This is a genomic window from Pseudomonas sp. AB6 (genome assembly GCF_034314105.1).
Lineage (GTDB): Bacteria > Pseudomonadota > Gammaproteobacteria > Pseudomonadales > Pseudomonadaceae > Aquipseudomonas.
Genome location: NZ_JAVIWJ010000001.1, coordinates 3511202 through 3517500, shown reverse-complemented (window position 1 = coordinate 3517500; position 6299 = coordinate 3511202). Strand labels below are relative to the sequence as shown.

Annotated in this window: 5 protein-coding genes, 4 tRNA genes and 2 rRNA genes (1 of these 11 cut by a window edge); all 11 read left to right on the top strand. The window is 50.3% G+C overall.

Annotated elements, in window-relative coordinates:
* Positions 1-2009: ribosomal RNA gene (locus RGW60_RS16690) — 23S ribosomal RNA — on the top strand (it extends 882 nt beyond the left edge of the window).
* Between the two features lie 144 nt (positions 2010-2153).
* Positions 2154-2269 (top strand): 5S ribosomal RNA (gene rrf / locus RGW60_RS16685).
* Positions 2270-2399: 130 nt separating this feature from the next.
* Positions 2400-3359 (top strand): bifunctional biotin--[acetyl-CoA-carboxylase] ligase/biotin operon repressor BirA, encoded by a 960-nt coding sequence (gene birA, locus RGW60_RS16680; protein WP_322206952.1) that lies wholly within the window; start codon positions 2400-2402, stop codon positions 3357-3359.
* Positions 3349-4098 (top strand): pantothenate kinase, encoded by a 750-nt coding sequence (locus tag RGW60_RS16675; RefSeq protein ID WP_322205607.1) that lies wholly within the window; start codon positions 3349-3351, stop codon positions 4096-4098. The genes birA and RGW60_RS16675 overlap by 11 nt, the downstream gene beginning before the upstream one ends.
* A gap of 7 nt (positions 4099-4105) precedes the next feature.
* Complete coding sequence (locus tag RGW60_RS16670; protein WP_322205606.1) at positions 4106-4525, top strand: hypothetical protein; 420 nt, start codon at positions 4106-4108, stop codon at positions 4523-4525.
* A 142-nt stretch (positions 4526-4667) separates the two neighbouring features.
* Positions 4668-4752 (top strand) — tRNA-Tyr (locus tag RGW60_RS16665).
* Between the two features lie 24 nt (positions 4753-4776).
* Positions 4777-4850: transfer RNA gene (locus tag RGW60_RS16660), tRNA-Gly, on the top strand.
* A gap of 24 nt (positions 4851-4874) precedes the next feature.
* Positions 4875-4950: transfer RNA gene (locus RGW60_RS16655), tRNA-Thr, on the top strand.
* Between the two features lie 290 nt (positions 4951-5240).
* Positions 5241-5316 (top strand) — tRNA-Trp (locus RGW60_RS16650).
* Positions 5317-5362: 46 nt separating this feature from the next.
* On the top strand, positions 5363-5731 hold the full coding sequence (secE, locus tag RGW60_RS16645) for a preprotein translocase subunit SecE (protein ID WP_322205605.1): 369 nt from the start codon (positions 5363-5365) through the stop codon (positions 5729-5731).
* Between the two features lie 9 nt (positions 5732-5740).
* Positions 5741-6274 (top strand): transcription termination/antitermination protein NusG, encoded by a 534-nt coding sequence (gene nusG / locus RGW60_RS16640; RefSeq protein WP_322205604.1) that lies wholly within the window; start codon positions 5741-5743, stop codon positions 6272-6274.
* Positions 6275-6299: the final 25 nt, after the last annotated feature.

Below are 6299 nucleotides of genomic sequence, written 5' to 3'. Positions count from 1 at the left end.
TTTACCAACCCGATGCAAACTCCGAATACCTACAAGTGCCGAGCATGGGAGACACACGGCGGGTGCTAACGTCCGTCGTGAAAAGGGAAACAACCCAGACCGTCAGCTAAGGTCCCAAAGTCATGGTTAAGTGGGAAACGATGTGGGAAGGCTTAGACAGCTAGGAGGTTGGCTTAGAAGCAGCCACCCTTTAAAGAAAGCGTAATAGCTCACTAGTCGAGTCGGCCTGCGCGGAAGATGTAACGGGGCTCAAACCATGCACCGAAGCTACGGGTATCACTTAGGTGATGCGGTAGAGGAGCGTTCTGTAAGCCTGTGAAGGTGAGTTGAGAAGCTTGCTGGAGGTATCAGAAGTGCGAATGCTGACATGAGTAACGATAATGGGTGTGAAAAACACCCACGCCGAAAGACCAAGGTTTCCTGCGCAACGTTAATCGACGCAGGGTTAGTCGGTCCCTAAGGCGAGGCTGAAAAGCGTAGTCGATGGAAAACAGGTTAATATTCCTGTACTTCTGGTTATTGCGATGGAGGGACGGAGAAGGCTAGGCCAGCTTGGCGTTGGTAGTCCAAGTTTAAGGTGGTAGGCTGGAATCTTAGGTAAATCCGGGATTCTAAGGCCGAGAGCTGATGACGAGTGTGCTTAGGCACATGAAGTGGTTGATGCCATGCTTCCAAGAAAAGCTTCTAAGCTTCAGGTAACCAGGAACCGTACCCCAAACCGACACAGGTGGTTGGGTAGAGAATACCAAGGCGCTTGAGAGAACTCGGGTGAAGGAACTAGGCAAAATGGCACCGTAACTTCGGGAGAAGGTGCGCCGGTGAGGGTGAAGCATTTACTGCGTAAGCCCACGCCGGTCGAAGATACCAGGCCGCTGCGACTGTTTATTAAAAACACAGCACTCTGCAAACACGAAAGTGGACGTATAGGGTGTGACGCCTGCCCGGTGCCGGAAGGTTAATTGATGGGGTTAGCTAACGCGAAGCTCTTGATCGAAGCCCCGGTAAACGGCGGCCGTAACTATAACGGTCCTAAGGTAGCGAAATTCCTTGTCGGGTAAGTTCCGACCTGCACGAATGGCGTAACGATGGCGGCGCTGTCTCCACCCGAGACTCAGTGAAATTGAAATCGCTGTGAAGATGCAGTGTATCCGCGGCTAGACGGAAAGACCCCGTGAACCTTTACTATAGCTTTGCACTGGACTTTGAATTTGCTTGTGTAGGATAGGTGGGAGGCTTTGAAGCGTGGACGCCAGTCTGCGTGGAGCCAACCTTGAAATACCACCCTGGCAACTTTGAGGTTCTAACTCAGGTCCGTTATCCGGATCGAGGACAGTGTATGGTGGGTAGTTTGACTGGGGCGGTCTCCTCCTAAAGAGTAACGGAGGAGTACGAAGGTGCGCTCAGACCGGTCGGAAATCGGTCGTAGAGTATAAAGGCAAAAGCGCGCTTGACTGCGAGACAGACACGTCGAGCAGGTACGAAAGTAGGTCTTAGTGATCCGGTGGTTCTGTATGGAAGGGCCATCGCTCAACGGATAAAAGGTACTCCGGGGATAACAGGCTGATACCGCCCAAGAGTTCATATCGACGGCGGTGTTTGGCACCTCGATGTCGGCTCATCACATCCTGGGGCTGAAGCCGGTCCCAAGGGTATGGCTGTTCGCCATTTAAAGTGGTACGCGAGCTGGGTTTAGAACGTCGTGAGACAGTTCGGTCCCTATCTGCCGTGGACGTTTGAGATTTGAGAGGGGCTGCTCCTAGTACGAGAGGACCGGAGTGGACGAACCTCTGGTGTTCCGGTTGTCACGCCAGTGGCATTGCCGGGTAGCTATGTTCGGAATAGATAACCGCTGAAAGCATCTAAGCGGGAAACTAGCCTCAAGATGAGATCTCACTGGGACCTTGAGTCCCCTGAAGGGCCGTCGAAGACTACGACGTTGATAGGTGGGGTGTGTAAGTGCTGTGAGGCATTGAGCTAACCCATACTAATTGCCCGTGAGGCTTGACCATATAACACCCAAGCAATTTGCGATGAAGCAGATTGAGGTGTGTGAAGACGACACAACCGAAAATTGGCAAACCCACAGATCTATCACATCCCCATTCGCTGAACCGGGCGTCCTGAAAGGGATACGCGGGTCGGCTACTGAATTTCTTGACGACCATAGAGCATTGGAACCACCTGATCCCATCCCGAACTCAGTAGTGAAACGATGCATCGCCGATGGTAGTGTGGGGTTTCCCCATGTGAGAGTAGGTCATCGTCAAGATTAAATTCCAGAACCCCTGATCGCTTACGCGTTCAGGGGTTTTGTTTGTGCAAATTAAAGGCGCTGTGGTTTCTATGCATTAACGGTGTGCATAGTTATTATGCGTGCCTCACTGTTAGGCGATATCCGCATGCTAACGTTGTTAAAACTTCTCAAGGATGGCGCTTTTCATTCAGGGCAGGCATTAGGGAATGCTTTAGGGGTCAGTCGTAGCGCGGTTTGGAAGCAGCTCCAGCAGCTTGAGGCTGAACTGGGAATTGAAATCCATAAGGTGAGAGGTAAAGGGTATCGTCTGGCAAATCCTATTTCGTTGTTGAGTCAAGATAAAATCCTGGGGCGGGGCTTTTCTCCGGAATGGCCGATGTTAATTTTTGATTCCGTTGATTCAACCAACGCAGAAGCAATGCGTTTGATTTCGCATGGACACCAAATGCCGATCCTAGTGCTTGCCGAGCGGCAAACTGCTGGTAGAGGTCGGCGCGGAAGAACATGGGTAAGTCCTTTTGCTGAGAATATTTACTACAGTCTTGCTTTAAGAGTTGAAGGTGGTATGCGTCAGCTTGAAGGTCTGAGCTTGTTAGTGGGTCTGGCGGTATTGCATGTCCTGCGTGAGGTTGGGGTCAAGGGTGCTGGCCTAAAATGGCCAAACGATATCCTCGTAGGACAGCGAAAGTTGGCGGGTGTTCTTTTAGAGCTGGTGGGTGACCCTGCAGATATTTGCCATGTGGTAGTTGGTGTGGGAATCAACGTGAATATGCAAACTGCGCCAGAAGTAGATCAAGGATGGACCTCTGTCCGGCTAGAGACCGGTGCTCTAACGGATCGGAACGACTTAATCGCTCGCCTTAATCGCTCGCTTGAGCATTACTTCGATATGCATCTGAAAAACGGTTTCACTGCAGTGCAGGCTGACTGGGAGAAAAACCATCTTTGGCAGGGTCGCACTGTAACGCTGCTGACAGCGGCGAACCAAATCGACGGAGTGGTTTTGGGGGTTGACGTGCGCGGAGCTTTGCGGCTTGAGGTCGCGGGAGAAGAAAAGATTTTCAGTGGTGGCGAGATTAGTCTGAGGCTACGTGATGATTCTTGAGCTTGATTGCGGAAACAGTTTCATAAAATGGCGAGTGGTTTTGCTGAACGGTACTGAGGTGGTTGCTGGCGGGATAGTCGATTCTAATGCCGCTTTACTGCAGGCTGTTAAGTTAGTAAAAGAATTAAGTCTCTTCGGGTGTCGGCTTGTAAGTGTGCGCAGTGATGAGGAGACAGAGTTATTGGTCGCGGTGTTGTCTGTCACATTTGCGGTAAAGATTATTAAGGCCTCCTCGACCGAGCACCTGGCAGGCGTTACCAATGGCTATGACGAATACGAGCGATTGGGTCTTGACCGGTGGCTTGCCCTGGTTGGCGCCTTCCAACTCGCCGCGGGTGCCTGCTTGGTCATCGATTTAGGTACGGCAATAACTTCGGATTTTGTTTCTCCAGGTGGCCTACACCTGGGAGGTTTTATTTGCCCCGGTGCGCCGCTTATGCGCAGTCAGCTGCGGACCCATACCCGGCGTATTCGCTACAGCGGCGATACCGCACATGCTGCCCTTGCGAGCTTCGCGCCAGGTCGTTCAACTGCGGAGGCTGTTGAGCGCGGTTGTTCGCTTATGTTGAAAGGTTTTGTGCTGACGCAGTTAGATATGGCTAAGAAGTATTGGGGCGAAGATTTCTCCGTTTTTGTGACAGGTGGAGACGCTATCTTGGTCCAAGATATTTTGCCATTTGCGCGAGTATTGCCTGATTTGGTTTTTGTTGGACTGGCATTGGCTTGCCCGCTGAATTGAGGTGTGTATGCGCTGGATATTTCTTTTATTGCTGGTGCTAAATTCATTTTATTACCTCTGGCATCAGCAAGAAGCGCCTTTGCGTGCAAAGGAGATAATCCCATTCTCACTATACAAAGGGTCTCAGCAAGATATTAGGCTCCTCAGCGAATCGGATTCAGCTGGTAAGGGCGATGACAAATGCCTCTATTTAGGCGGATTTACTAATCAAAAAGATGTGCTCTCAGTTGAGCAGCGCTTAACCAGTCTAGACATACAGTCACAGCCGGTCTCTCTAGAAGGAGACTTCAATGCCACTTTTTGGTTGAAAATCCTGCCCGCCAATCGACGACTAATTGACGACAGTTTGATTCAAGAGCTTGCTCAAGATTTTACGCAGCTAAAACAGAAAATAATGTCTTGTAAGGGCATTGCAACTATCGACTAGTTTGCATATGATGGCGCCCGCTTCGCAGTGAGAGAATGATCGCGAAAGCGGTGTCGCAGTTGTCAGCGTATGTAACCTCAGGTTTTTAATGAGAAAAAGGTTGACAGAAGGGTAGCATGAGTTGAAAATGCTGCCTCGTTCAGGAGGGGTTCCCGAGCGGCCAAAGGGATCAGACTGTAAATCTGACGTCTACGACTTCGAAGGTTCGAATCCTTCCCCCTCCACCAAATTTGAGCGTAATCATAAGCTCTGCGGGTATAGTTTAGTGGTAAAACCTCAGCCTTCCAAGCTGATGATGCGGGTTCGATTCCCGCTACCCGCTCCAAGTTTTTTGTTTATGCATGTGTTTGCTCTTGTAGCTCAGTTGGTAGAGCACACCCTTGGTAAGGGTGAGGTCAGCAGTTCGAATCTGCTCAAGAGCTCCATTACTAAGGCAGATATGAAAATATCTGCCTTTGTTTTAAGTGTTGCATGTTTTCGGTTTGTTTCGGATTTATAAGGTCGATGGCTACTTGCTGCGGTGCGACTCCAGTGTTTTAGTGCCGCAGTTCGGAGTAGAGCGTTTGTTAGACTGTTTTGGTCGGCAATGATGGGCTGATTTGCGTCGGGTATCAAGTTTGCTCCGCTGACATTTTAGATTCGTGCGGAAAATGTTGCGTAAGTGGTTGAAAAACTCTCGTTGGGTCGGCATAATGGTCGGCCTAATTTTGCTTTTAGGTCAGTAGCTCAATTGGCAGAGCGACGGTCTCCAAAACCGTAGGTTGGGGGTTCGATTCCCTCCTGACCTGCCAGATTCACTCGGTGTAATCTGGCTTTCTTTTCACAGGATCCTCGTAGATGACTCCTAAGGCTGAAGCCCAAGACTCTCGCTTTGATCTACCTAAATGGCTGCTTGTTGGCGCTTTGGTAGTTGTTGGCGTTGTCGGTAATCAGTACTACTCAGCGGAACCGATCCTGTACCGCGTGCTCGTATTGCTGGCTATTGCTGCTGCTGCGGCATTTGTAGGTTTGCAGACGGCTAAAGGTAAGGCTTTCTTCGTTTTGGCAACGGAAGCTCGTGCCGAGATTCGTAAAGTTGTTTGGCCTACTCGCCAAGAAACTACGCAGACCACACTGATTGTGGTGGCTGTTGTTTTGGTTATGGCGCTGCTGCTGTGGGGTTTAGATTCCCTGCTCGGTTGGCTTGTTTCCTCGATCGTCGGCTAAGGGTGTCCCGTGGCTAAGCGTTGGTACGTAGTGCATGCCTACTCGGGTTATGAGAAGCATGTCATGCGCTCTTTATTGGAGCGTGTGAAACTGGCTGGTATGGAAGATGGCTTCGGCGAGATTCTGGTTCCCACTGAAGAAGTGGTTGAGATGCGTAACGGCCAGAAACGCAAGAGTGAGCGTAAATTTTTCCCAGGTTATGTACTGGTCCAGATGGACATGAATGAGGGTACTTGGCACTTAGTCAAGGATACTCCTCGAGTGATGGGTTTTATTGGCGGTACAGCTGATAAGCCTGCGCCGATTACTGATAAAGAGGCAGAGGCGATTCTGCGCCGTGTTGCAGACGGCAGCGATAAGCCGAAGCCTAAAACACTTTTCGAACCGGGTGAGGTTGTTCGTGTCACCGACGGGCCGTTTGCTGATTTTAACGGCACCGTAGAAGAAGTTAATTATGAAAAGAGCCGAATTCAAGTGGCAGTTCTCATTTTTGGTCGCTCTACTCCTGTAGAGCTTGAGTTTAGCCAGGTCGAAAAGGCATAGATGAACGAAAGTCCCATACCCCGCA